Raw genomic sequence first — 23,123 nt, 5'->3', positions numbered from 1 at the left:
GGTCGGCGATCGGCCGACGGTGGACCGTCCCACGGAGGAAGCCCCGCGGGCCCCGCGGGCCTCTGCCTCCCGACCAGCCGCCGACGCCTCACGGGCTTCGACCCCCCGAACCGCCGGTCAGATCGCCGACCGTGCCCAGAGCACCTACGACAACAGCACCCCCCTGGCCCGAGCGGCCGAAAACGTGGTGCTGGCACGTCGCGGGGCCCTGGGCCGCTCGGGTCCCACCCGGCCCGAGAGCACCCGGGTGATGGTGGTGGCCAACCAGAAGGGCGGTGTGGGCAAGACCACGAGCACGGTCAACCTGGCCGCCGCGCTGGCCCAGCTGGGTCAGCGGGTCCTGGTGATCGACCTGGACCCCCAGGGGAACGCCTCGACGGCCCTCAACGTGGAGCACCGCCGCGGTGTTCCGTCCACCTACGACATGCTCGTCGACACGGTGCCGATGCTGGACGTGGTCACCACCTGCCCCGACCTCGCCAACCTGTGGGTCGTGCCGGCCACGATCGACCTCGCCGGCGCGGAGATCGAGCTGGTCAGCGTGGTGGCCCGGGAGAACAGGTTGCGCAAGGCGATCCACGGGCACCCCTGGGTCGGGCACGCCGCGGAGGTCGGGGACGACCGGTTCGACTACGTCTTCGTGGACTGCCCGCCCTCGCTCGGACTCCTCACCCTCAACGCCCTGGTCGCCGGCGACGAGATGATGATCCCGATCCAGGCCGAGTACTACGCCCTGGAGGGCCTCGGCCAGCTCCTCGAGACCGTGGAGATGGTGCGCAAGCACCTCAACCCCGACCTGGCGGTCTCGACGATCCTGCTCACCATGTACGACGCCCGCACCCGGCTCGCGGCCGGTGTGGCCGGTGAGGTGCGTGAGCACTTCGGGGACACGGTGCTCAAGACGATGGTGCCCCGGTCGGTGCGCGTCTCGGAGGCGCCGTCCTACGGTCAGACGGTGATGACCTACGATCCGGGTTCCCCAGGTGCGTTGTGCTACCTGGAGGCCGCCCGGGAGATCGCGAGCAAGGGAGCACCCACCCCATGAGCAACAGCCCGAAGCCTCAGCGACGTGGGCTGGGTCGAGGCCTGGGCGCGCTGATCCCGACCGCCCCGGCCGACAGCGACCCCCGGGAGACCCCGTCGGCCGGCGCCGGTGGACCGGGAGGTGCTGGAGCGGGACCGGGCTTGCGGGACCCGCGGGCCGATGGTGCGCCGAGGGCTGCGGAGGGTCCCGGTGCCGCGCCCGGCACCGACACCACCGGCCAGCAGTACGCTCACCGCCGCGGCCCGGCGGACGGCCATGCAGCCGGGCGCAGCGACCAGGCGGGCGACGTGGTCGCCGGCGCGTACTTCCGCGAGATCCCCATCGCCGAGGTGCGGCCCAACGCGCGCCAGCCGCGTCAGGTCTTCGAGGAGGAGGCGCTGGCCGAGCTGGTGCACTCCATCCGCGAGGTGGGCCTGCTGCAACCGGTGGTCGTGAGGCCGTCTGAGGCCGGCGGCTTCGAGCTGATCATGGGCGAGCGCCGTTGGCGGGCCTCCCAGGAGGCGGGCCTGGAGCTGATCCCGGCGATCGTCCGGGAGACCGACGACGCCGACATGCTGCGGGACGCCCTCCTGGAGAACCTGCACCGCTCCCAGCTCAACCCTCTGGAGGAGGCGGCGGCCTACGGCCAGCTGCTGGAGGACTTCGGGTGTACGCACGAGGAGCTCGCGCAGCGGATCGGCCGGTCGCGCCCTCAGATCTCCAACACGCTGCGGCTGCTCAAGCTGAGCCCGGCCGTCCAGCGCCGGGTCGCGGCCGGCGTGCTGAGCGCGGGCCACGCCCGGGCGCTCCTGGCGGTCGAGGACGGCGACCTGCAGGACAGGCTGGCCCAGCGCGTGGTTGCGGAGGGCATCAGCGTCCGTGCCCTCGAGGAGATCGTCTCCCTCGGCGACCACGGGAAGTCGCCACGCCCGGCGCGACGCTCCCGACCCACCGCGCCGGGACTGGTGGACCTGGCCGACCGTCTCTCCGACCGTTTCGAGACGCGGGTCAAGGTCGACCTGGGCAAGTCCAAGGGCAAGATCACCGTCGAGTTCGCCTCGATGGACGATCTGCGTCGCATCGTCGACGTGATGGACCCCGACAGCCGGTCCACGGAGTCCTGAAACTCACCGATAAAGCAACAAGGCCACATGTCGATATGTCGACATATGGTCTTGTTGGCTGTTCAGGGGGGTCAGGACGAGCGGGAAGCGTGCCGCTCCGCCGCCTTGGCCGCCTTGCGCTTGGCCCGGGCCCGAAGTTCCTCGGCGTCCATCTCTGCAGCCCTCTCCAGGGAGGGGGCCGAGCCGCCGTGCCGGGCGGGGACCCACCAGGCACCCGGGGGGCGCTCCTCGGCGGGGTACCGGGCGATCGTCTCGTCCAGCATGGCCGACATCCGGGAGCGCAGCTCCTCGGTCTCGGCCGTGGGGTCCTCGCCGGTGGGCCGCAGCGGCTCGCCGACGGTGATCGCGATGGTCTTGCCGCGGGAGAAGTCCTTGGGGTGGTCCTTGGTGAAGAGCCGCTGCGTGCCGAACAGGACCACCGGCACCACCGGCACCCCTGCCTCCACCGCGATCCGGACGGCGCCGTTCTTGAAGCCCTTCAGCTCCATGGCGCGGGAGATGGTCGCCTCGGGGAAGATGCCGACGAACTCACCGGCACGCAGGTACTCCACGGCGCTGTGGAACGACGCGATGCCGTCGCCGCGGTCGACCGGGATGTGGTGCATCGACCGCATCACCGGGCCCCCGACCGGGTTGTCGAAGACCTCCTTCTTGGCCATGAACCGGACCAGGCGGCCACCGGCGAGGTGGGAGGCGAGACCGCCGTAGATGAAGTCGAGGTAGCCCACGTGGTTGAACGCGAGCAGCGCCCCGCCCTCGGCCGGGATGTGCTCGGTGCCCTGGACGTCGAACTTCTGCCCGAGCAGGCGGAAGCCGGCCAGGCAGGTCTTGATGATCGCCGGATAGGTGATGTCCCGCATGGGTGGTGCTCCTGGTGTCGTGGACGGTGCCAGCGCAGCCTAGAGCAGGGGGTTCAACGGCGGGTCGCCAGGAAGTCGGCGATGCGCCCGATCGCCTCCTCCAGGATCTCGGCGTCCGGCAGCGTCACCAGCCTGAAGTGGTCGGGCTCGAACCAGTTGAAACCGGTGCCGTGGGTGACCAGGATCTTCTTGGCCCGCAGCAGGTCGATGACGAACTGCTGGTCGTCCTCGATCCGGTAGACCTCCGGGTCCAGCCGCGGGAAGCAGTAGAGGGCGCCGCGGGGCTTGACGTTGCTCACCCCCGGGATCTCGTTGAGCAGCCGGTGCGCCAGCATCGACTGCTCGTAGAAGCGCCCTCCCGGGCCGATCAGCTCCTCGATGGACTGGTAGCCCCCCAGGGCCGTCTGGATGGCGTGCTGGGCCGGCACGTTGGCGCACATCCGCATGTTGGCGATCAGGGTCAGGCCCTCGAGGAAGTCGGCGGCGAGCTCCTTGGGCCCGGAGATCATCAGCCACCCGGCGCGGTACCCGCAGACCCGGTAGGCCTTGGAGAGCCCGCTGAAGGTGAGCGTGAGGACGTCGTTGCCGGCGAAGGTGGCGGTGTGGTGGTGCACCGCGTCCTCGAAGAGGATCTTCTCGTAGATCTCGTCGGAGAAGATCACCAGCTCGTGTCGCCGGGCGATGTCGACCAGCCCCTTGACGGTCTCCTCGCTGTAGACCGCGCCGGTGGGGTTGTTGGGGTTGATCACCACCAGTCCGAACGTGTTCTCGGTGATCTTGGCCTCGATGTCGGCGAGGTCGGGGTTCCACCCGTTCTCCTCGTCGCAGCGGTAGTGCACCGGCGTCCCGCCGGCGAGGGTGACGGCCCCGGTCCACAACGGGTAGTCGGGCGCCGGCACCAGGATCTCGTTGCCGTCGTCCACGAAGGCCTGCAGCACCATCGAGATCAGCTCGGAGACGCCGTTGCCGATGAAGACGTCGTCCACCCGGACGTCGCGCAACCCGTGGGACTGGTAGTAGTTCATCACCGCCGTGCGCGCGGAGTAGATGCCCCGGGAGTCGCTGTAGCCCTGGGACTCCGGCAGGTGGTGCACGATGTCGGCGACGATCGCCTCGGGCGCCTCGAAGCCGAACGGCGCCGTGTTGCCGATGTTGAGCTTCAGGATCCGGTGTCCCTCGGCCTCCAGCCGCTGGGCCTCCACCAGGATGGGTCCCCGGACGTCGTAGCGGACGTTCTGCAGCTTCTTGCTCTGTCTGATCGGGCGCACGAGGGCATCCTCTCAGGCGGCGGTCCGTCCTAGCATGGGGATATCAGTGTGACGAGGCGTTCGGGAGTCATGGAGGTCGGCGATGTCACGCAAGGTGGTGCGTCTGACGCTCGACCACCTGACGCTGCTCGACCCCCACCCGCGGACCTGCCTGCGCTGGCAGCTCGACCCGGTCGCGAAGGCCAGGGTGGCGCCGCAGGAGCGTGCCGCCGAGCTGGAGGCCTGGGTCTCGGAGGTGCTGCGCGAGTGGGGGTCGTGCGGGCGGGTCGTCCTCTTCGACGACGAGGTGGCCGGCGTGGCGCTCTACGCGCCGCCCGCCTACCTGCCCGGGGCCCTGGACCTCGCCACCGCGCCGCCCAGCCCGGACGCGGTGCTGCTGGCCCAGCTGTGGGTCGCGCCCCAGCACCGCGGCGGCGGGGTGGGCCGGATGCTGGTCCAGGGGACGGCCCGGGACCTGGTGCCCCGCGGCTTCGCGGCCCTGGAGGCCTTCGGCGACACCCGGGGGCTGGGGCCCCGGGGGCAGGCCCGGGACTGCGTGCTGCCGGCCGCCTTCCTGGGTGCCGTGGGCTTCAAGACGCAACGGGCGCACAGCACCACGCCGCGGATGCGGATGGAGCTCCGGACAACTCGCGCCTGGATGAGCGACGTCGAGCAGGCACTGGAGCGCCTCGTGGGTGCTGTGCGCCCGGCGCTGAAGCCTCAGCAGGGGCGGAGCATCAGATCAGGTCCTGGAGCTCCTTGAGGATCGCGGCCTTCGGGCGCGCCCCGACGATGGTCTTCACGACCTCGCCGTTCTGGTAGACGTTGATCGTCGGGATGCCGGTCACCTTGTAGGAGGCGGGGGTGACGGGGTTCTCGTCGACGTTCATCTTGACGAAGGTGATCTTGTCGCCGTGGCTGCCGGCGATCTCGTCGAGGATGGGCGCCACCTGGCGGCACGGGCCGCACCACTCGGCCCAGAAGTCCACGAGGACGGGCTTGTCGGACTTCAGCACGGTGGCCTCGAAGTCGGCGTCGGTCACGGCGGTCATGTTGCTCATGGTGGTCCTTCCGGTGGCGGTGGTGGCGTCCGTTGGGGGGTCAACACCGTGGCGGGGAGACATTGTTCCCTCCACGGTGTCGAGGATCAGACCTTTGCGGCCTCGACCTCGTCGACCAGCTCCTGGGCCAGCTCGCCGGTGACCTCGTCGGAGGGACCGGTGGCAGCGGCGAAGTCGAGCATGGCGACGTAGCGCTCGGCGTCCAGCGCCGCCGCACAGCCGGTGCCGGCGGCGGTGATGGCCTGCCGGTAGTGGTGGTCGACCAGGTCGCCGGCAGCGAAGACGCCGGGCAGGTTGGTCGCCGTCGACGGGTGCTTGACCAGGACGTAGCCGTCCTCGTCGAGGTCGACCTGACCGGACAGCAGCTCCGAGCGCGGGTCGTGGCCGATGGCGATGAAGAGGCCGGTGACCTCCAGTGGCCGCTCGTCGCCGGTCACGGTGTCGCGCAGCGTCACCGACTCCAGGCGCTCGGCGCCGTTGATGGCGGCAATCTCGGAGTTCCAGACGATCTCGAGCTTGGGGTCGGCGAACGCCCGCTCCTGCATGATCTTCGAGGCCCGGAGCTCGTCGCGGCGGTGGATCAGGTAGACCTTCGAGGCGAAGCGCGTCAGGAAGGTCGCCTCCTCGATCGCCGAGTCGCCGCCGCCGACCACCGCGATGGCCTGCTCGCGGAAGAAGAAGCCGTCGCAGGTGGCGCACCAGCTCACCCCGCGGCCGGAGAGCTCCTCCTCGCGGGGCAGGCCCAGCTTGCGGTAGCCGGAGCCGGTGGCCAGGATCACCGCGTGGGCGGTGTACGTCGCCTCGGCGGTCTTCACGACCTTCACGTCACCGGTGAGGTCGACCTCGACCACGTCGTCGGCGATCAGCTCGGCGCCGAAGCGCTCGGCCTGGGCGCGCATCTCGTCCATCAGCGCCGGCCCCATGATGCCGTCGCGGAAGCCCGGGAAGTTCTCCACCTCGGTGGTGTTCATCAGCGCCCCGCCGGCGGTGACCGACCCCTCGAAGACCAGCGGCTCGAGGGCGGCGCGGGCGGCGTACACGGCCGCGGTGTAGCCGGACGGGCCGGAGCCGATGATGATGACGTTGCGGGTGCGGGTCTCGGCGGTGTCGCTCATGGCTGCGTGGCGCTCCTGCGGGTTCGGCGGTGGACGGACGACTGCTAGAACCGATCGTAGGTGAGCCTTGTTCCCCGAGTCAGCCGTCAGCGGGCCCGGAGCAGGTCCCGCGTCCGGGCCGCGGCGAGCGGCCGGTGGTCAGGGTGTCGCGGGCAGCAGGACCGACCGGGTGGGCCGCGTCTCGCCGCAGAGCTGGACCAGCGCCCGCTGGCCGTCCGGGCCCGGGGTCCGCAGGACCACCGCCGCCGGACGGCCCTCGTAGAGGACCGGGTACAGGCTGTCCGAGGGCCGCGCGGTCTCCGGGTAGCAGCTCCGGGTGGTCAGGCGCCGTCGCGCCTGCGGCTCGGCATCCGAGGCTCGCAGCGCCAGGAGCTGGGGCTCCAGGGCGGCCGCCGTCAGCCGCGGCGGGTCCTGGTTCGAGGCATCGCCCCGGTCCGCCTCCGGTGCCGCTCCGGGTCCGGTCCCGGGTTCTGCCTCGGGCTCGACGAGGGGTCCGCGGCCCTGCTCCCCGCCCCGCTGGTCCTCGTCGCCCGGCACCCGGGGCGCCTCCTGGGAGGCGGCCGAGTCCTGGGCGTCGGAGGCCTCCGGCGAGTCCTGGAGGCCTCCGGCCAGCTGCCCGACCGTGACGCCGCCGACCACCACGGCCGCGGCGGCGGCGAGCGCCCAGCCGGCCGCCCGCCGGCGGCGACGACCCGCGGGCAGCGGCGTCACCGTTGCGTGCTCCGCCCCCGCCTCCGCCTGTGCGTCCGCTCGCTCGGCGACGAGCCCCGCGAGGACGTCGTCCAGCCGGGAGGCGACCTCGGGGGGCAGAGGCTCCTCGGCGCGCGCCGAGGCGAGCAGGCGGCGTACCTGCTCCTCCTGGTCGCTCATCCCTCCGCCTCTCGGGTCCGGGGCCCTCGCGCCTCGTCGCGCGGCGCACGCGTCTGCTCGGGTGGGACGTGCCGGGGCGCCGTTCGGTTCCCCCGGCCGGCCGCACCGCTCCCCGCACCGCTCCCCGCACCACTCGCAGGGTCGCTCTCCGTCGCGTCCAGCAGGTCGGCCAGGAGCTCGGCCAGCCGCCGACGGCCCCGCGAGCAGCGCGACTTGACCGTCCCGGGCGCGCAGTCGAGGATCAGCGCCGCCTCCGCGACCGGGTAGCCCTCCATGTCGACCAGCACCAGGGCGGCCCGCTGCTCGGGGGGCAGCCGGGCGAGCGCCTCGGCGATCCGCGCCCGCCGCTCGCCGTCCAGGGCCCGCTGCGCGGGATCGGCCGACGCGTCACCGCCGGGCGCGCCCGGGGCCCGGGCGTGCTGGTCGAGGTCGTCGGGGAGCGGATCGGCGGCGCGCACCCGGGCCGCCCGGAGCCGGTCCAGGCAGGCGTTGACCACCACCCGGTGCAGCCAGGTGGTGACCGCCGCGTCCCCGCGGAACGAGCCGGCGCGACGGAAGGCCGAGACCATCGCGTCCTGGAGGCCGTCGGCGGCGTCCTCGGGGTTCCCGGTGGTCCGCAGCGCCACCGCCCAGAGCCGGGCGCGGTGCCGGGAGAAGAGGAGCCCGAAGGCCTCCGGGTCGCCGGCGACGTGGGCAGCGAGCAGGTCCGCGTCGGTCGGCGACGGGATCACCCGCTGACCACGATCTCGCGGATCTCGCCGCGGAAGTCGGCGTCGACGGGGGGGATGGCGGTGAGCCAGACGGTCACGTACCTGGCCTGCACGGCCTCGTCGAGCTCGATCACGATCGTGTCGTCACCGGTGCCGGACCCCACCGGCTCGGAGTCCGGGGCCGAGGAGGGCGGCTCGTCGCTGAGGTAGACCTCGGCGGTCGTCCGCCCGCCCCGCACCGAGATCTCGACCAGCCGGACGCCCTTGGCCTCGCCGAGGTCGAGGGTCAGCCCGACGCCGTCCTTGAGGCCCCCGGGCCCGAACTGCTGCCGGTAGCTGCTGGTGATCCACGAGGTGTTGGGATCCCCGTCGACGGCGTACGGCGTGAGCTCCGGGTTCTCGTCCTGGGGCAGGCTGCCCTCGGGGTCGAAGTCGGTCGCGGAGAGCCCGGTGTAGGCCGTCAGCTCGCTGGTGGCCGGACCGGAGCCCTGGGACTGAGGGTCGTCCTCCTCCTCGCCCCCGCCGCCCCCGCCGAGCTGGTAGGCCGCCACCACCAGGAGCAGCACCAGGGCGGCGAGACCGATCAGGTAGGCCAGGTGGAGCCAGCGGCGCCCGGGCACGCGCTCGGGCCTGATCACCGGCACCAGGCCCGAGTGGCTGCCGGTGCCGGAGCCGCCGTGCCCGGTGGAGGTGTCCCACGGCCAGTACTCGGCGCCCTCCACGGGTGCCGGACGCGGCGGCCGGGCGCGGCGTATCGGGGTGCCGTCCTCGGGGTCGGCGGCGAAGAGCGGCCGGACCTCCGGCTCCTCGAAGGCGGGCGGCGGCGCGGGCCGGTTGCCCCGCGCCCGGAGCCACTCCACCTCCTCGTCGTCGTGGAAGACCGGCATCCCGGCCTCGGTGGGGATGCCGTCGACGTCGCTGGTCGCCGCGGCGGGGCGCTCGGGCGGCGTGGTGCTCCCGGGCGTCAGCGGCGTCCCGGGCGTCGTGGCTTGCCGGAGCCCCTCCTTGCGCGCGGGGAGCTCGTCGCTCCCGGGATCGGGGCCGGCCGCCGGGGCAGCGGGGTCGGTGACCACGGCGGCGGTGAGGGGCGCCACGGGGGGCACCACCCCGACCCCGGTGGCCTCGTCGCCGAGGAACTCCTCCAGGGCGTCCCGGATGCCCGCGGCGGTGTGCAGGTCGTGGGTCGAGCGGTGACCGATGCCGGCCAGCCCCGTGCCGCGACCGTGCCCGTTGCGGCCGGCCGCGTGGTGGCCGAGCACCTCGTCGCAGAGGTGGTCGAGGGCACGCGGGATCCCGGCGCGGACCTGGCGGGGGCGCAGCGGGTGGCCGTGCTCGACGGGCGCCGCCGGGACGGGGGACTCCCCGGGACCCGGCCACCGCCCGGTGAGCGCCGCGTAGAGCACCCCGCCCAGGTTGTGGACGTCCTCCTCCATGCGGTCGGCGGGAAGGCCGTGCAGGGCGGCGTCGACGCCGAACCCGATGATCCGCACCTGGCCGTTCTCGTCGACCAGGATGTTCTCGGGGTGGAGCCGGCCGTGGCAGCGGCCGGTGGCGTGGGAGACCGCGAGGGTGTCGGCGACCTCCGCGACGAGCCAGGCGGCCCGGCGGGGGTTGAGCGGGCCGTCGTCGGCCAGCGTCCGGTCCAGCGAGGTGCCGACGCCCCACTCGTTGACCACGTAGCAGTGCTCGTCGTCCTGGTCGGCGTCGAGCACCCGGAGGTTGCGCCGGTCCATCAGGGCCGCCGAGCGCCGGGCGGCCGCCATCAGCGCCTCGGCACGCTCGTCGTCGGCCGGGATGAGGTGGACCGCCACCTGACGACGCAGGACGTCGTCATGGGCGCACCAGAACCACCCACCCTCGGTCTCGCTGAGCAGGTCGACCATCTGGTACCGCTCGGCGAGCACGTCGCCGGCACGGATCGAGGTGGCCACGGCCCTCCTGGTCTCTCGGGTGCGCGGTTGCGGTCCCGCTCATGGTACGGCGAGGTCAGGGCGTGCGCAGGCGACGCCGGACCGTGTTGACCACCGGATCGAGCAGCACCGTGACCTCGCTGAGCCGCAACCACCGCGCCAGCGCGAGGAGCACGGCCACGTCGACCAGCCCGACCACCGCGCCGCGGCCGACCGAGACCAGGGGGTGCGGCGTGTCGCCGAGCCCCGAGAGCGCCCGCGAGGTGAGCCAGGCGAACAGGGTCGAGACCGCGACCACCAGCAGCAGCCGGATCAGGAAGCGGACCAGCCGGGGCGTCTCCAGTCCGCCGAGGACGTGGCGCAGCACCGCGTAGCTCAGGGCCGAGACCACCAGGTAGGCCAGCGCGTAGGACACCACCAGGGCCGGGGCGGTGTCCGCGGCGGATGCCTGGCGGACCAGCAGCACCGCCGCCGTGATGTTGACCGCCGCGTGGACGAGCTGGATCAGGAAGACGGTGCGCGTGCGCTCCAGCGCGTAGAAGCCGCGGAGCATGAAGTAGTGGACGGTGAAGAAGACCAGCCCGAGGCCGAAGAGGGAGAGCGAGGGGACGTAGCCGGCCACGTCGTCGGCGCCCGCCCCCCAGCCGTACGCCGCGTTGGCGATGTCGCCGGCGACCACGGGCAGCAGGGCGGCGAAGGGGATCACCACGCCCAGCGAGGTCCGCATCGTCGAGCCGAGGGTCTGGGCGAGGTGCCGGTCCTCGCCGTCGGCGGCGTACCGGGACAGGCGGGGGAGCACGGCGGTGGCGAAGGAGACGGTGATGATCGCGTGCGGCACCATCGCGACGAGCATCGAGTTGGCGTAGACGGTGACCCCGGTGCCGTCCGCGGCCTGGGTGGTCCCGCTGGTGGCCAGCCGCGTCACCTGCCAGTAGGTGATCTGGTTGACCACCACGAAGAGCACCGTCCAGATGCCGAGCCGCAGCGTGTGGCCCAGCCCGGTGCCACGGAAGTCGAAGCGCGGGCGGTAGCGGAAGCCCGCGGCCCGCAGGTAGGGCAGCAGGATCAGCAGCTGCACCACGATGCCGGCCGTCGACCCCAGGCCCAGCAGCAGCTCCTGGCCGGTCGAGTAGGGCCCGGTGAGCCCGGCGCCGGAGACCGGGCCGAAGACCAGCAGGTAGACCACGAGCACGCCGATGGCGAGCAGGTTGTTGGCGATCGGCGCCCACATCATCGGCCCGAAGGTGCCGCGGGCGTTGAGGACCTGCCCGATCAGCACGAACATCCCGTAGAAGAAGACCTGCGGCAGGCAGAAGCGGGCGAAGGCGATCGCCGACTCGCGCTGCTCGGCCAGCTCGGGGCTGGCCAGCCGGCTGCTGAAGTAGACGTCGACCACCGTGGGGGCGGCCAGCACCAGCAGCACGGTGACCGCGCCGAGGAAGAGCGCGGCCAGGGTGATGAGGCGGTTGGTGTAGGCCTCCCCGCCGTCCTCGTCGCGCCCCAGCGCCCGCACCAGCTGGGGCACCAGCACGGCGTTGAAGACACCGCCGGCGAGCAGGATGTAGAGCGCGTTGGGGATCGTGTTGGCCACGTTGAAGAGGTCGGCGTGCAGCGCACTGCCCAGGGCGGCGACCAGCAGCAGGCTGCGCAGGTATCCCGAGAGCCGGGAGAAGGTGGTCCCGATCGCCATCACCGCGCTGTTCGAGGCGATCGACCGCTGTTCCTGGTCCGTCTGGGGCGCGCTCATGTGGCTCCTTGCCCCGACTGCTCCGTCGTGGGCTGCTCCGGCTCGATCCGCTGGACCGGCCGGGGCTCGGCCGACTGGGTCTGGGCGGGTTGGGTCTGGGCCGGCTGGGGCTCGGTCGGCTCGGTCTCGTGCGGCTCGGCCAGGGTCTCGTCCGGCTCGGCCAGGGTCTCGAGCTCGGCCTCCTCCGCCTCCGCCTCCGCCTGCTCGCGCCGGGTCCGGCGGTTGCCGCGCAGCAGGCGCACCCCGATCGTCCCGAAGAGCATCACGGCACCGACGGCCATGATGACCCACAGGGTGCCGCTGACCTGGGAGGTCCGCACCGGGTAGGTCGCGGAGGCGCCCAGCGGGGTGCCCTCCACGTCGGTGACCCGCAGCGTCAGCTCGTCCTTGCCCTGGCGGGTGGCGGTCGCCGAGAGCCGCAGCAGCCGGCGCGAGCGCGGCGCCAGCGTCAGGGGCTCCTGCTCCTCGATCCGGAGGCCGCCCTGGCTGCTCGCCGCGATCCGGACCTCGACCCACACGTCGAGGTCGTTGACCAGGGTGACCCCCAGCGTGCCGTGGTCGCTGGACAGGGTGGCGCGCAGGGGGGTGTCGACCCGGATCGAGTCGAGGCGCTCCTGGAGCCACGCGGTGCCGCGGACGTCCTGCCGCCGCCACTCGCCGGCCCGCTGCCGGGCGAAGTAGGAGAGGCTGGGCAGCACCGCCTCCACCAGGTGGGGCACCAGGCCGGAGTCGCGGGTCAGCACGCCGGCGAGCAGCCGTGCCCGCTCGAGCCGCTGGGTGGCCGCCGAGATGCTGGTGGCGGGCAGCTCCGCCGCCTGCTGGGCCTCGCCGAAGACGAGGGCCTCGGCCGGCAGGTCGGTGCCGCCGGCCTCGGCACCGTCACCGGCGGCGGGCGGGGCGGTGAGCACGTCGTCGCCGACGAGGTCGGCCAGGGGGCGCAGGCGCAGCAGCCCTTCGTCGAAGGTCGAGAAGAGGACTGCGGACCCGGTGGCGGGGTCCCAGTTGGGGGGCGGCGCGATCACCAGCGGCGAGCGGTCCCCGGCGAGGATCTGCAGCGCCGCCTCGCTGACCACCCGCTGGCGGACCGCGATCGGCCCCGCGGCCGGCTCGGGGCCGGGACCGCCCGCGGCCACCCCGGAGGAGGTGGTGGCGAACGTGTGGCCCAGCACCTGGCCGGTGCTCGGCACCTGGCCCAGCGGGTCCTGGAGGGCCCGGTCGCTGAGCAGCATCAGGGTCTCCGGCGCGGCGGCCGAGACGACCTCGGGTGAGAGGTGGCCGTCGGGTGCGGCGAGGACGGGCGTGGCGCTGATGCCCAGGTAGGTGAGCACCTGGGTGGAGTGGGCCCGGGCCATGGCCAGGAGGTCCGGGTCCTCGCGCTGGAGCGCGGAGGCGTCGACGTCGCCGTACGGCAGGGCCAGCACCGGGTGGGCGGCCATCTCGGTCCTGAAGATCTCGAGCCATCCCTGCGCGGCGGCCGCCGCGGCCTGCGCCGCGGGGTCGAGCTGCTCCGCGGCGCCCTCGTCGGGGTCGGGGTCGGGGAGCACGGTCGGCTCGGTGGGCGCGGGGCTGGCCGGCTCCTCGCCCGGGGTGCCGCCCTCCGGGTCGGCCGGCTCCTCCTCCGACCCGGGCAGCGGGGCCAGGCTGGCGCGCGGGTTGCCCGCGGCCAGCTTCATGGCGGTGTGCGGGACGGCGGGGTCCAGCAGCCAGGTCACGGGCCGCTCGCCGGCGGCGCGGCCGGCCTCGAGCAGATTGCGCAGCCGGCCGCCGGGACCGAGCAGCTCGGCCCACCGGCCGGGGTCGGCGACCCGTCCGGCCGGGGTGTGCCGGATCGGGGCGCGCAGCGGCAGCACCAGGGCGGCGTCGAGGCGTCGCCGCTCCCCGGAGATGACCGGCAGGAAGGTCCGCGCCCGGCCGTCGGTGTACTCGTCGCGCGGCTGGCTCTCGGTCTCCCCGATCGCGTGCACGCCCGCCCAGTAGACGCCGTCCCCGCCGATGAGCGAGCCGGCCGGGAGGTAGGCGGTGAAGGTGGTCGACTCACCCGGCGCCAGGCTCGGGATGGTCTGGAAGGTGCCCGGGGCGACCACCCGGGGGCCGAGGTACTCCCCGTCCGGGGTGTTCGCCGCCGAGGCGAGGGTGGCCGCGTCGAGGACCGGGCTCTCGGAGTGGAAGGCGTGGACGTTGATGGTGGTCCACGTCTCGCGGCTCTGGTTGGTGATGGTGCCGGCGATCGTCACCTGCTCGTCGGCCCGCGGGACCGAGGGCGTCAGCTCGGAGATCTCCAGGCGCAGCGGGTCCTCCCCGGCGTTGCCCGGCGCCGCCTGGGCCGGCAGCGCCAGGCCGGGCAGCAGCAGGCCGGGCAGCACCAGGAGCACCGCCACCAGCAGGGTCAGCAGCGGGCCCGCCGAGGGCCGCACGCGTGGCCCCACGACCGGTCCCGCCACGGAGGCGGTCAGGAACGGACGACGGCTGGGCACCCCACGACTGTAGTGCGCCTAGACTGGCTCCTCGTGTCCGACGCCCCCTCCCTCCCCCCGCTCAGCATGGTCGAGGTCCAGCGAGCGGTGGCCGCCGAGCTCGACCGGATCGGTGCGGTCGTCGACGACCTGGGCGCCCGGTTCGCCGCCGCGGGCCACGAGCTCCACCTGGTCGGCGGGCCCGTCCGCGACGCGATGCTGGGCCGGCTGCAGAACGACCTCGACTTCACCACCGACGCGCGCCCCGGGCAGACCGAGCGGCTGCTCAAGGGGTGGGCCGACGCGATCTGGGACATGGGCCGCGCCTTCGGCACCATCGGCTGCCGCAAGGGCGAGTGGCAGGTCGAGATCACGACGTACCGCGCCGAGACCTACGACCCCGACTCACGCAAGCCCGAGGTCGACTTCGGAGACTCGCTGGCCGGCGACCTCGGCCGCCGCGACTTCACGGTCAACGCGATGGCCGTGCGGGTGCCGGACCGGACCTTCGAGGACCCGTACGGCGGCGTGGTCGACCTGGCGAACCGGGTGCTGCGCACCCCGGGCCGTCCCGAGGACTCCTTCTCCGACGATCCGCTGCGGATGATGCGGGCCGCCCGTTTCGCCGCCCAGCTCGGCTTCGAGGTGGCGCCCGAGGTGGTCGAGGCGATGCGCGCGATGGCCGGCCGGATCGAGATCATCTCCGCCGAGCGGATCCGCGACGAGCTGGTCAAGCTGATCTGCGCGCCGTACCCCCGCCGGGGGCTGAGCCTGCTGGTGGAGACGGGGCTGGCCGACCACGTGCTGCCCGAGCTGCCGGCCCTCGCGCTGGAGCGCGACGAGCACCACCGCCACAAGGACGTCTACGAGCACACCCTGACCGTGCTGGAGCAGGCGATCGACATGGAGGACCGGCTCGGGGGCGGACCCGACTTCGTCTCCCGCTTCGCCGCCCTGATGCACGACGTGGGCAAGCCCCGGACCCGCAAGTTCGTCGGTGACGGCACCGTCACCTTCCACCACCACGACGTGGTCGGCGCCAAGATCACCCGCAAGCGGATGAAGGCGCTGCGCTTCTCCAACGACGAGATCGAGGCGGTCTCCAAGCTGGTCGAGCTCCACCTGCGCTTCCACGGCTACGGCTCGGGGGAGTGGACCGACTCCGCGGTGCGCCGCTACGTCCGCGACGCCGGCGACCAGCTCGAGCGCCTGCACGTGCTGACCCGGGCCGACTGCACCACCCGCAACGCCCGCAAGGCGGCGCGGCTGCGGCGTACCTACGACGACCTCGAGGCCCGGATCGAGAGGCTCTCGGAGGCCGAGGAGCTCGCCTCCATCCGCCCCGACCTCGACGGCACCCAGATCATGGAGATCCTCGGCATCGGCCCGGGCCGCGAGGTCGGCGAGGCCTACCGCTACCTCCTCGAGCTCAGGATGGACGAGGGTCCCCAGAGCCCCGAGGCCGCCGAGGCGGCGCTCCGGGCGTGGTGGGCGGCCCGGCAGGCGTGACCCCGCCCGGCCGCCCGCCGTGCTCGCGCACCAGGCGCACCAGCCGGGGGTGCTGCGGGCGGCGTACGTCGGGCCGGGGGCGGTCGGCGGCCCGGTAGAAGGAGCGCTTGAGGCGCTCGGCGGCCACCACGTAGCCCAGCGTGATCAGCAGCAGCGCGCCCACCACGCTGACGGGCAGGGCGCGCAGGCCGAGCACCTCGGCGACCCCGGGCACGAAGGGGAGCGCCAGGGTGAGGATCCCCACGAGGAGCGAGGTGACCAGCAGGGGGGTCGCGGGCCGGCTGCGGATCGCCGGCCGGCGGGTGCGGAGCACCATCAGCACCGCCAGCTCGGTGACGGTGGATCCCACGAACCAGGCCGACCGGAAGAGCGTCGAGCCGGCGTCGAAGACCTGGAGCAGCACCGCGAAGGTCAGCAGGTCGAACAGGGTGCTCAGCAGGCCGAAGGCCACCATGAAGTCGCGTACGAAGCGCAGGTCCCAGTGCTGGGGCCGGGCCAGCTGCTCGGGGTCGACGCGGTCGACGGCGAGGGTGGTGCTCGGGATGTCGGAGAGGAAGTTGAGCAGCAGGATCTGACGGGGCAGCAACGGCAGGAAGGGCAGGAACGCCGAGGCGATCACCATGCTGGCCACGTTGCCGAAGTTGGCGCTGACGGTGGTGAAGACGTACTTCAGGGTGTTGGCGAAGGTCTGGCGGCCCAGGCTCACGCCGTGGCCGAGCACCGCGAGGTCCTTGTCCAGCAGCACGATGGAGGCGGCGCTCTTGGCGACGTCGACGGCCGTGTCGACCGAGATGCCGACGTCGGCGAGGTGGAGCGCCGCGGCGTCGTTGATCCCGTCGCCGAGGTAGCCCACCACCGCACCGCTGTCGCGCAGCGCCCGGATGATCCGCTCCTTGTGGAGCGGGTCGACCTCGGCGAAGACCTCGACCTCGCGGACCCGGCCCACCAGCTGGTCGTCGTCGAGCGCGTCGAGGTCGTCGCCGGTGAGCACCGTGGCGGCGTCCATCCCCACCTCGGCGGCGATGTGAGCGGCGGCGAGGTGGTTGTCGCCGGTGATCATCCGCACGCTGATCCCCGCCGCCCGCAGGTCGCTCAGCGCCGCGGCGGCACCCGGCTTGGCCGGGTCGGCGAAGGCCAGGAAGCCCAGGAACTCCAGCTCGCGCTCGTCGTCGGCGGTGAGCGTCCTGGCCTCCGGCAGCGGCCGCCGGGCGAGTCCGAGCACCCGGTAGCCCTGGCCGCTGAGCTCGGCGAACCGGGCGTCCAGCGCCGCCCGGTCCGCGCCGGCGCAGACGCCGACGACCGAGGCGTAGGCACCCTTGCAGACCAGCTGGCGCCCGTCCGGCCCGTCGACCAGCACCCCGAGCCGCTTGCGCTCGAAGTCGTAGGGCAGCTCCGCGACCGCCCGCCAGGCCGGGTCGGGCGGGCGTCGCTCCACGATCGCGGCGTCGATCGGGTTGACGAAGCCGGTCTGCAGGCCGGCGTTGAGGGCGGCCAGCCCGAGCACCAGGTCGCTCTCGGCGCCGTCCGGCCCCACGGCCGCGTGCAGCCGGGTGGTGCCGACGGTCAGGGTGCCGGTCTTGTCGGTGCACAGCACGTCCATCGCGCCGAAGTCCTCGATGGTGTCGAGGCGGCGGACGACGACCTGCTCGCGCGCCATCCGCCTGGCCCCGGCCGAGAGGCTGACCGCGATGATCGCCGGGAGCATCTGCGGGGTCAGCCCCACCGCCAGCGAGAGCGAGAAGAGCAGCGAGTCGACGAAGGGCCGCTCCAGCACCAGGTTGAGCAGCAGGATGACCAGGGCGAGCGCTCCCGTCACCCGGGCCAGCAGCAGCCCGAACTGGCGGATCCCCCGCTGGAAGCCGGTGGCCGGGGGCTGCTGCGCGAGCCGGCGGGAGAGCCGGCCCAGCTCGGTGCGGGCACCGGTGGCCACCACCACGGCCAGGCCCCGGCCGCTGACCACGTGGGAGCCGAGCAGCAGGGCCGTGTGCCGGTCGGCCGCGGCGGCGTGGGCGGGGGTGGTCCCGGGGTGCTTGTGCCGGGGGAAGGTCTCCCCGGTCAGGGCCGACTCGTCGACCTGGAGCGCGTCGGCGCTCAGCAGCCGGCAGTCCGCGGGCACCACGTCGCCGGCGTGCAGGACCACCACGTCGCCGGGCACCACCTCCTCGAGCGCCACCTCGGTCTCGGTCCCGCCCCGCAGCACGTCGGCGTGGACCTGCACCAGGGCCAGCAGCCGGGCCACGGTGAGCGAGGCCCGGTGCTCCTGCCAGAAGCCGAGCAGGCCGCTGAGCCCGACGATGGTCAGGATGATCACCGCGTCGGTGACGTCGCGCAGCACGAGGGAGACCAGGCTGGCGAAGATCAGGATGAGGATGATCGGCTCGGTGAACTGCTTGGCCAGCGCGACCGGCCAGGAGACCCGGTGCCCGGGCGCGAGCCGGTTGGGGCCGGTCGCCTCCAGCCGCCGCGCGGCCTCGCCGGCGTCCAGCCCCGCCTCGGTGGCGGCGAGCGCGTCGAGCAGCTCGTCGGCCGGCAGCGCCCACCACGCCTCGGGCACCGTGCTCGCCGGTCGGTCGCCGTCGCCCATGCGCAAGCCCCTCGCCGTGCCCGGGCACTGTCGTGCGGTGCCGTGCGGTGCCGTGCCTTTTCACCGTACGCCGACCGGCGCCGCGGCGACATGCCTCGCGCGCTGGGGACCCGTCCTCTAGATTGCCCGGATGACGACGTCCAGCACAGACCAGGTCGAGCCCCTCCTCGAGCAGACGATCGACGTCCGCGCCACCCCCGAGCGGGTCTGGGAGCTCGTCTCGGACCTGCCCCGGATGTCGCGGTGGAGCCCGCAGGTGCTCCGCAGCTTCCTGCGCGGCGGGAGCCCGGTGCGGCTCGGCAGCCGGATGGTCAACGTCAACCGGCGCGGCCTGCTGGTCTGGCCGACCCAGGCCGAGGTGGTCCGCCTGGAGCCCGGCCGCGAGATCGCGTTCAAGATCAAGGAGAACGGCACCACCTGGTCGTTCGCCCTCGAGCCGACCACCGGCGTCGACGGGACGGAGGCCGACGGCACCCGGATCGTCCAGCGGCGTGAGGCGCCGGACGGCACCACCGCCCTGTCCCGCAAGCTGATCGACCGGTTCATGGGCGGTCAGGTGAGCTTCCAGGACGAGCTGCGCGCGGGCATGCGGCAGACGCTGGCCCGGATCAAGGCCGAGGCCGAGACGGCGCCCTCGCGCTGACCGGGTGGTGAGCACCTGCTCGGAGGGCGGCGTCGGAGAGTCGGACGGGGGTCGGTCGGAGAGGGCGGGAACGACGAGGACCCGCCGCCCCAGGGGGCTGACGGGTCCTCGTCGTACGTCGGGCTAGGTCACTCGCCGCGGATGAACGCCTCGAGCTGGGTGCGACCCTCCTCGTCGGGGATCTGCACCGGCGGGGACTTCATCAGGTAGGCCGAGGCCGGGATGATCGGGCCGCCGATGCCGCGGTCCTTGGCGATCTTGGCCGCCCGGACGGCGTCGATGATGATGCCGGCCGAGTTGGGCGAGTCCCAGACCTCGAGCTTGTACTCCAGGTTGAGCGGCACGTCGCCGAAGGCGCGACCCTCGAGCCGCACGTAGGCCCACTTGCGGTCGTCGAGCCAGGCCACGTAGTCCGAGGGGCCGATGTGGACGTTGCGGTCGTCGGCGCCGACGTTGCTCAGCGAGCCGTGCAGGTTGGAGGTGACGGCCTGGGTCTTGGAGACCTTCTTGGACTCCAGGCGCTCGCGCTCGAGCATGTTCTTGAAGTCCATGTTGCCGCCGACGTTGAGCTGGTAGGTCCGGTCCAGCGCGACGCCGCGGTCCTCGAAGAGCTTCGCCATCACCCGGTGGGTGATGGTGGCGCCCACCTGGGACTTGATGTCGTCGCCGATGATCGGCACGCCCGCGTCCTCGAACTTCTTGGCCCACACGGGGTCCGAGGCGATGAAGACCGGCAGGGCGTTGACGAAGGCCACGCCCGCGTCGATCGCGCACTGGGCGTAGAACTTGTCCGCCTCCTCCGAGCCGACCGGGAGGTAGGAGACCAGGACGTCGACCTGGGCGTCCTTGAGCACCTGGACCACGTCGACCGGCTCCGCGGCCGACTCCTCGATGGTCTGCCGGTAGTACTTGCCGAGGCCGTCGAGCGTCGGGCCGCGCCGCACCTCGACACCGAGGGTGGGCACGTCGGCGATCTTGATGGTGTTGTTCTCGGAGGCGCCGATGGCCTCGGAGAGGTCCTTGCCGACCTTCTTGTCGTCGACGTCGAAGGCGGCGACGAACTCCACGTCCTTGACGTGGTAGTCACCGAAGACGACGTGCATCAGGCCGGGGACGGTCCCGTTGGGGTCGGCGTCCTTGTAGTACTCCACACCCTGGACCAGTGACGTGGCGCAGTTGCCCACGCCGACGATTGCTACGCGTACCGAACCCATGGGCTCTCCTCTTTCTTGATGCGAAACGTGCGTGCTCGCGATGTTCTGACGGACTGGAGATCAGTCCGGGGTGACGGGCTCGGCGACCGGGCCAGACTTGGAATGACCGTCCCGCTCGGCCTTGATCAGGTCCGACAACCAGCGGACCTCCCGCTCGACCGACTCCACGCCGTGGCGCTGGAGCTCGGCGGCATACCGGTCGACCTCCTTCTGGGTGCGGGCCAGGTCGGTCTGCACCTTCTCCAGCCGCTCCTGGAGGCGGGTGCGCCGTCCTTCGAGGACGCGCAGCCGGATCTCCATGTCGGTGGAGGAGAAGAAGGCGAAGCGGATGTCGAAGGTGTCGTCCTCCCAGGCGGCGGGACCGACCTCCGACATGAGGCGCTCGAACTCCGCGTGCCCGGCCTCGGTGACCCGGTAGACGATGCGGGGGCGGCGGGTGACCGGTGCGGGGACCGAGTCGACCTCCTCGATCAACGAGGCGCGCAGCATCTTCTTCAGGGCGGGGTAGAGCGAGCCGTACGAGAGGACTCGGCGGCTCCACCCGAGCATCAGGTTGAGCCGCTTGCGGAGCTCGTAGCCGTGCATGGGTCCCTCGTGCAGCAGTCCGAGGACTGCTAGCTCGATTGTCTCCGCACGACGTGCCATACGACCTATCGTAGCGATATATCCGCGACAACAGAACACCGCGGGTGTGCGTGACCTGCGTCGCCGACCCGGGGCGAAGAGGCGGGGGACGCTTGAGTCCGGTTTACCCTGGCTCGCGTGAGTCAGACCCGCAGGAAGCCCGGCCCCGCCGTCAAGAAGAGGCCGGGCAAGAAGAAGTTGACCCCGAAGCAGTGGGCCAAGAGGGGTGCCCTCGGTGTCGGCCTGCTCGCCCTGGTCGGGGCGCTGATCGGCGTCGGCACCTTCGTCGTGGCCTACCAGACGATCGACATCCCGGACGCCAACGAGGAGTTCGAGACCCAGACCTCGTTCGTCTACTACGCCGACGGTGAGAGCGAGGTCGGGCAGTACGCCCGGCAGAACCGCGTCTCGATCCCGCTCGACGACGTGCCGAAGCGGATGCAGAACGCCGTGGTCTCGGCCGAGAACAAGAACTTCTGGAAGGACAGCGGCATCGACCCCAAGGGGATCGTCCGGGCCGCGTTCTCCAACGCCGCGGCCGGGGAGACCACCCAGGGCGGCTCCACCATCACCCAGCAGTACGTGAAGATCCTCTACCTCACCTCCGAGCGCAAGCTCTCGCGCAAGGTCAAGGAGGCGATCCTCTCCCTCAAGATCCAGCGTGAGATGAGCAAGCGGGAGATCCTCGAGGGCTACCTCAACACCATCTACTTCGGCCGCGGCGCCTACGGCATCCAGGCCGCCTCCGAGGCCTACTTCAACAAGAACGCCAAGCGGCTCAAGCTGCGCGAGGCCGCCTTCCTGGCCAGCGTGATCAACAACCCCTCCTCCTACGACCCGGCCAACGGTGACGAGGCCCGCGAGGCGGTCACCGCCCGCTACGAGTACACGCTGGGGCGGATGGCGGCCGACGGCCACATCAGCGAGGAGAAGGCCGAGACCGCCAAGAAGCGGCTCCCCAAGTTCCCCAAGCAGGAGGCCCAGAGCGCCTACGGCGGCCAGAAGGGCCACATGCTCAAGCTGGTCCGCGACGAGCTGCTGCGCCTGGGCTACACCGAGAGCGAGATCGACGGGGGCGGCCTGCGGGTCACCACCACCTTCGACGCCGAGATGATGAGCGACCTCCAGGAGGCCGTGATCGAGCAGCGGCCCGAGGGGTTCGGCGACAAGGAGCTGCACATCGGCGCGGCCACCGTCGAGCCCGGCACCGGTGCGCTGAAGGCGTTCTACGGCGGCCAGGACTACCTCGACTCCCAGATCAACTGGGCCGCCACCGGCGGCATGGCCGGCTCCACGATGAAGGCCTTCACCATCGCCGCCGCCATCGAGGAGGGCTTCTCCCTCAACGACCGGTTCGACGGGAACTCGCCCTACACCTTCCCCGACGGCCTGGAGGTCTACAACGCCGGTGAGGGCGCCACCGACCTCGGCTCCTCGATCTCGATGGTGACCGCCGCCGAGAACTCCACCAACACCGCCTTCGTCGACATGAGCGCGGCGATGGACAAGGGACCGCGCAAGATCCACGACCTCGCGGTCGCCGCCGGCCTGCCGCCGCAGGAGGCCCAGGAGCGGTTCCCCGGCATCCCCTCCCGCAGCATCGACCTGCAGCCCGACGACGCGCTGATCACCCTCGGCAAGGCCCGGGTCAGCCCGATCAACATGGCCAACGCCTACGCCACCTTCGCCAACGAGGGCGAGCGCGCCGACGTGCACGTCGTCCGGACGGTCGTGGAGGCCGACGGCGAGACCAGCTACACCCGCGAGGACTCCACGCGCCGCGCGGTCGACGAGGAGGTCAGCGCCGACACGGTCTACGCGCTGGAGGAGGTCGTCAACGACGGCTCCGGCCGGGCCGCGCAGGGCGTCGGTCGCCCCGCCGCCGGCAAGACCGGCACCGCGACCAACGACAAGGACCAGGTCTCCTCGGCGTGGTTCGTCGGGTTCACCCCCCAGCTCTCCACCGCCGTGATGTACGTCCGCGGCGACGGCGACGACCAGCTCGACGACTGGCTGCCCTCTTTTTATGGCGGCACCTATCCAGCGCAGACCTGGACTGCCATCATGGAGCGGCTCAGTGAGGGCATGGAGGTCGAGGACTTCCCGGAACCGGTCTTCCTCGACGGTGACGCTCCCTCCGAGGGCCACGAGTACGTCCCGCCGCCGGCGCCCGCACCCAAGCCGCCGGCAGCCCCGCCGAAGAAGCCGAAGCCCACCAAGACCCCCGAGCCCACCGAGGAGCCGACTCCCACCCCGGAGCCGACCCCGACGCTTCCCCCGCCGCCGCCGCCGGAGACCCCGGCGCCACCGCCGCCCCCGCCGCCGCCGGAGACCCCGGCACCGCCGCCCCCGCCGGAGACCCCGGTGGTGCCGCCCCCCACCGTGCCGGTGCCCGCGCCGACACCGACCCAGCCTGACGGCTAGGAGC

The 23,123-nt window shown here is 72.6% G+C and carries 18 protein-coding genes; 6 read left to right on the top strand and 12 right to left on the bottom strand.

Going from position 1 to position 23,123, the window contains the following annotated elements:
- Window positions 1-184: 184 nt before the first annotated feature.
- Both AC4BGE_RS07310 and AC4BGE_RS07305 read left to right on the top strand, forming a co-directional pair.
- Window positions 185-1,045, top strand: coding sequence for a ParA family protein (locus AC4BGE_RS07310; RefSeq protein ID WP_490574835.1), 861 nt, complete (start codon window positions 185-187; stop codon window positions 1,043-1,045).
- Complete coding sequence (locus AC4BGE_RS07305) at window positions 1,042-2,148, top strand: ParB/RepB/Spo0J family partition protein (RefSeq protein WP_490574834.1); 1,107 nt, start codon at window positions 1,042-1,044, stop codon at window positions 2,146-2,148. The genes AC4BGE_RS07310 and AC4BGE_RS07305 overlap by 4 nt, the downstream gene beginning before the upstream one ends.
- 71 nt (window positions 2,149-2,219) lie before the next feature.
- Here AC4BGE_RS07305 and AC4BGE_RS07300 read toward each other — a convergent pair whose 3' ends face one another.
- Window positions 2,220-3,008 (bottom strand): lysophospholipid acyltransferase family protein, encoded by a 789-nt coding sequence (locus AC4BGE_RS07300; protein ID WP_490574833.1) that lies wholly within the window; start codon window positions 3,006-3,008, stop codon window positions 2,220-2,222.
- A 53-nt stretch (window positions 3,009-3,061) separates the two neighbouring features.
- Window positions 3,062-4,276, bottom strand: coding sequence for a pyridoxal phosphate-dependent aminotransferase (locus AC4BGE_RS07295; RefSeq protein WP_490571985.1), 1,215 nt, complete (start codon window positions 4,274-4,276; stop codon window positions 3,062-3,064).
- A gap of 82 nt (window positions 4,277-4,358) precedes the next feature.
- On the opposite strand from AC4BGE_RS07295, the gene AC4BGE_RS07290 reads away from it, so the two are divergent.
- A complete protein-coding gene (locus tag AC4BGE_RS07290) occupies window positions 4,359-5,018 on the top strand; it encodes a GNAT family N-acetyltransferase (RefSeq protein ID WP_490574832.1) in 660 nt (219 codons plus the stop codon).
- On the opposite strand, the gene trxA is transcribed toward AC4BGE_RS07290, so the two are convergent.
- The 7 genes from trxA to AC4BGE_RS07255 form a co-directional block, all read right to left on the bottom strand.
- Window positions 4,993-5,316: a thioredoxin gene (trxA, locus tag AC4BGE_RS07285; protein WP_489965494.1), complete on the bottom strand. Its 324-nt coding sequence runs from the start codon at window positions 5,314-5,316 to the stop codon at window positions 4,993-4,995. The genes AC4BGE_RS07290 and trxA overlap by 26 nt on opposite strands.
- An 86-nt stretch (window positions 5,317-5,402) precedes the next feature.
- Window positions 5,403-6,431 carry a thioredoxin-disulfide reductase gene (gene trxB, locus AC4BGE_RS07280; RefSeq protein WP_490574831.1) on the bottom strand — a complete coding sequence of 343 codons (1,029 nt, stop codon included), beginning with the start codon at window positions 6,429-6,431 and terminating at the stop codon, window positions 5,403-5,405.
- Between the two features lie 138 nt (window positions 6,432-6,569).
- Window positions 6,570-7,301, bottom strand: coding sequence for a hypothetical protein (locus AC4BGE_RS07275; RefSeq protein ID WP_490574830.1), 732 nt, complete (start codon window positions 7,299-7,301; stop codon window positions 6,570-6,572).
- Window positions 7,298-8,032 (bottom strand): RNA polymerase sigma factor SigM, encoded by a 735-nt coding sequence (sigM, locus tag AC4BGE_RS07270; protein ID WP_490574829.1) that lies wholly within the window; start codon window positions 8,030-8,032, stop codon window positions 7,298-7,300. The genes AC4BGE_RS07275 and sigM overlap by 4 nt, the downstream gene beginning before the upstream one ends.
- The gene (locus AC4BGE_RS07265) at window positions 8,029-9,942 is read right to left on the bottom strand and encodes a protein kinase family protein (RefSeq protein WP_490574828.1); all 1,914 of its coding nucleotides are present in this window, start codon (window positions 9,940-9,942) and stop codon (window positions 8,029-8,031) included. The genes sigM and AC4BGE_RS07265 overlap by 4 nt, the downstream gene beginning before the upstream one ends.
- 55 nt (window positions 9,943-9,997) lie before the next feature.
- Window positions 9,998-11,668, bottom strand: coding sequence for a murein biosynthesis integral membrane protein MurJ (gene murJ / locus AC4BGE_RS07260; RefSeq protein WP_490574827.1), 1,671 nt, complete (start codon window positions 11,666-11,668; stop codon window positions 9,998-10,000).
- The gene (locus AC4BGE_RS07255) at window positions 11,665-14,142 is read right to left on the bottom strand and encodes a DUF6049 family protein (protein WP_490574826.1); all 2,478 of its coding nucleotides are present in this window, start codon (window positions 14,140-14,142) and stop codon (window positions 11,665-11,667) included. The genes murJ and AC4BGE_RS07255 overlap by 4 nt, the downstream gene beginning before the upstream one ends.
- A gap of 66 nt (window positions 14,143-14,208) precedes the next feature.
- Here AC4BGE_RS07255 and AC4BGE_RS07250 point away from each other — a divergent pair, with 66 nt between their 5' ends.
- The gene (locus AC4BGE_RS07250; RefSeq protein ID WP_490572106.1) at window positions 14,209-15,630 is read left to right on the top strand and encodes a CCA tRNA nucleotidyltransferase; all 1,422 of its coding nucleotides are present in this window, start codon (window positions 14,209-14,211) and stop codon (window positions 15,628-15,630) included.
- Here the strand turns inward: AC4BGE_RS07250 and mgtA are convergent.
- Complete coding sequence (gene mgtA / locus AC4BGE_RS07245) at window positions 15,551-18,214, bottom strand: magnesium-translocating P-type ATPase (protein WP_490574825.1); 2,664 nt, start codon at window positions 18,212-18,214, stop codon at window positions 15,551-15,553. The two genes, AC4BGE_RS07250 and mgtA, sit on opposite strands and share 80 nt — an antisense overlap.
- Window positions 18,215-18,344: 130 nt before the next feature.
- Between mgtA and AC4BGE_RS07240 the strand changes: the two genes are divergently transcribed.
- Window positions 18,345-18,857, top strand: coding sequence for an SRPBCC family protein (locus tag AC4BGE_RS07240; protein WP_490571976.1), 513 nt, complete (start codon window positions 18,345-18,347; stop codon window positions 18,855-18,857).
- 128 nt (window positions 18,858-18,985) lie between these two features.
- Here the strand turns inward: AC4BGE_RS07240 and AC4BGE_RS07235 are convergent, their stop codons facing one another.
- Together AC4BGE_RS07235 and AC4BGE_RS07230 are read right to left on the bottom strand one after the other, a co-directional pair.
- Window positions 18,986-20,071: an inositol-3-phosphate synthase gene (locus AC4BGE_RS07235; protein WP_490571975.1), complete on the bottom strand. Its 1,086-nt coding sequence runs from the start codon at window positions 20,069-20,071 to the stop codon at window positions 18,986-18,988.
- A 60-nt stretch (window positions 20,072-20,131) separates the two neighbouring features.
- Complete coding sequence (locus tag AC4BGE_RS07230; RefSeq protein WP_490571974.1) at window positions 20,132-20,716, bottom strand: PadR family transcriptional regulator; 585 nt, start codon at window positions 20,714-20,716, stop codon at window positions 20,132-20,134.
- 117 nt (window positions 20,717-20,833) lie between these two features.
- Between AC4BGE_RS07230 and AC4BGE_RS07225 the strand changes: the two genes are divergently transcribed.
- Window positions 20,834-23,119, top strand: coding sequence for a transglycosylase domain-containing protein (locus tag AC4BGE_RS07225; RefSeq protein WP_490574824.1), 2,286 nt, complete (start codon window positions 20,834-20,836; stop codon window positions 23,117-23,119).
- Window positions 23,120-23,123 lie beyond the last annotated feature (4 nt).

Source organism: Nocardioides sp. Z50_6, from assembly GCF_058215755.1.
The sequence above is the reverse complement of the archived record's forward strand: the minus strand, read 5'-3'. Positions and strand labels throughout refer to the sequence as shown.